The organism is Kitasatospora sp. NPDC058190, from assembly GCF_042883685.1.
GTDB lineage: Bacteria > Actinomycetota > Actinomycetes > Streptomycetales > Streptomycetaceae > Kitasatospora.
On the sequence record NZ_JBHVVI010000278.1, the window covers coordinates 1 to 2198 of the forward strand.

Genomic DNA, 2198 nt, shown 5'->3' on the forward strand with positions numbered 1-2198 from the left:
CCGTGGGGCGGGGGCGCTGTGGTCGGCGAGGAGGACGGCGCCGGGCGCCGCCTCGCCGAGACCGCCGCCGCCGAACGGGTCGGTGATCACGGCGAGGCGGGTGCCGTCCTCGAACACGGCCTCGACCTGGATCTCGGTGACCAGGTCCGGCACGCCGGGCAGTACGTCGTCGGGGGAGAGGACGGACCGCCCGCGCGCTACGGCCTCGGTCAGCCGCAGGCCGTCGCGGGCGGCCTCGCAGACGGTGTCCGAGATCAGCGCGGTGGCCTCGGGGATGTTGAGCCGCAGGCCGCGGGCGCGGCGGGCGCGGGCGAGTTCGGCTGCGGTGAAGATCAGTAGCCGGTCGCGTTCGGTGGGGGTCAGCTGCACGGGGTCGGTTCTCCCTCGGGGCGGCGGGACCGCTGGGCGGGCGGGTCAGCCGGCGGGCTGGTCGTGGGTGGAGCAGTGGATGCCACCGCCGCCGGACGCGATGGTGTCGATCTGCAGCGGGACGATCTCGCGGTCCGGGAACTGGTCCTTGAACACCTCCTGGGCGTGCCCGTCGGCCCGGGAGTCGCCGAACAGCGGCAGGTAGACGCCCTTGTTGCCGATGTAGAAGTTCATGTACGAGGAGACGAAGGCGTCACCGCGCCCGGTGATCCGGTCCGGGTCGGGCTGGCTGATCTCAACGACCTTCAGCTTCTTGCCGGTTGCGTCGGTCGCTTCCGCCAGCACGGCCCGGGCCTGGTCGGCCGAGCGGGACCAGACGTCCGCCGGGGTGCCGGGGAAGGCCCGGTCCAGGAAGACCACGCCGGGCGCGGCGAAGCGGGCCAGGCAGTCGACGTGGGCGTCGGTGATGTCCTTGCCCTTGACGCCCGCCAGCCAGATCACCTTGGTGACGCCCAGGGCCTGCTTGAGCTCGGCCTCGACGTGGTCGCGGTCACGGCCCGGATTGCGGTTGTCGTTGACCACCGAGCTCTCGGTGACCAGCAGCGTCCCCTGGCCGTCGCTCTCGAAGGAGCCGCCCTCGGCGACCAGCTGGGTCGCGACCCGCTCGATCCCGTACTTGTCCAGCACCGCCCGGGCGATCCGGGCGTCATTGCCGTGCTCCTGCTTGCCGCCCCAGCCGCTGAAGTTGAAGTCGACGCCCTTGACCTTTCCGCCGTCCTCGACGAACACCGGGACGGTGTCACGGGCCCACAGGTCGTCCACCGGGACGGACAGCAGCTCGACGTCCTTGCCGCAGGCGTTGCGGGCCGAGTCCTCCTGGCCGGGGCGGACCAGCAGGACCAGCGGCTCGCGCTCACCGATGGCCCGGGCCACGGCGGCGATGTCCCTCCGGACGGCGCCGAGCTGCTCGCCCCAGACGTTCTCGGAGGCGGGCCAGGCCATGAAGGTCCGCTCGTGCTTCTCCCACTCGCCGCCGAGCCGGCGTCCGCGCGCCGGTGCGGGCGCCGAGGGGTTCGCCGGGGCCGGCCCGGACGGCTGCTCGGCGGCGCCGGAGGACGGGGCGGCCGGCTCGGTCGGGTCCTCGTCGGCGGCGCAGGCGGTCACGCCGAGGGCGAGCACACCGGCACCGGCGAGGGAGCGCAGCACCGTGCGGCGGGCGAGGGAGGACTGGGACACGGTGATCTCCGGTGGGGCCGAGGGTGGATCGAGGTGCGGTGGCTGCGCGGGCGGCGGCCGACGGCGGATCGGCGGACGCGAGTGGTCGGGGGCCGTGAGTCGACGCGAGTGGTCGGCAGCGCCGGGACTGAACTCTCGCATTGACTGAAAAATCAGTCAAGCTCTACGGTGAAGCCACCAAACCACCCCGAGACGACCCGGGCCGCCCGAACGCGGTTACGGTCCCGACGATGAAAGGCCGGGTGAGGCGGAGATGCTGCGCAATGGTCTGGAGCCCTGGCACCTCCTGATAGTGCTGGCGGTCGTGGTGCTGCTCTTTGGATCCAAGAAGCTGCCGGACATGGCGCGCGGACTGGGCAAGTCGATGCGCATCCTCAAGGCGGAGACGGCGGCCATGCGGGAGGAGGACCCGATCGCTACGGGGACGTCCGCTGCCGGGACGTCCGCTGCCGGGACGTCCGCCACCGGGACGCCCGGGGCCGGAACGCCCGCTGCCGGCACACCTGCCGCCGGAGCGCCCGCCGCCGGACCGGCCGAGGCGGCCCGGCGGTCGGCCTGACCGCTCCCACCGCGACCCCGGAAAGCACCGAGAG

3 protein-coding genes are annotated in these 2198 nt (G+C 73.2%); 1 reads left to right on the forward strand and 2 read right to left on the reverse strand.

The window, feature by feature from the left end; all coding sequences use genetic code 11:
* Nucleotides 1-369: urease subunit gamma (gene ureA, locus ACFVWU_RS44750; RefSeq protein ID WP_387632447.1), on the reverse strand; the 369-nt coding region annotated here is incomplete at its 3' end.
* Between the two features lie 45 nt (nt 370-414).
* A complete protein-coding gene (locus ACFVWU_RS44755) occupies nt 415-1605 on the reverse strand; it encodes an agmatine/peptidylarginine deiminase (RefSeq protein ID WP_387632450.1) in 1191 nt (396 codons plus the stop codon).
* A 253-nt stretch (nt 1606-1858) separates the two neighbouring features.
* On the opposite strand from ACFVWU_RS44755, the gene tatA reads away from it, so the two are divergent.
* Nucleotides 1859-2164: a Sec-independent protein translocase subunit TatA gene (tatA, locus tag ACFVWU_RS44760; RefSeq protein WP_387632452.1), complete on the forward strand. Its 306-nt coding sequence runs from the start codon at nt 1859-1861 to the stop codon at nt 2162-2164.
* Nucleotides 2165-2198 lie beyond the last annotated feature (34 nt).

Excerpts from the sequence above, each read along its gene's own strand:
- tatA (WP_387632452.1), top strand. The coding sequence starts at position 1,859 with ATGCTGCGCAATGGTCTGGAGCCCTGGCACCTCCTGATAGTGCTGGCG.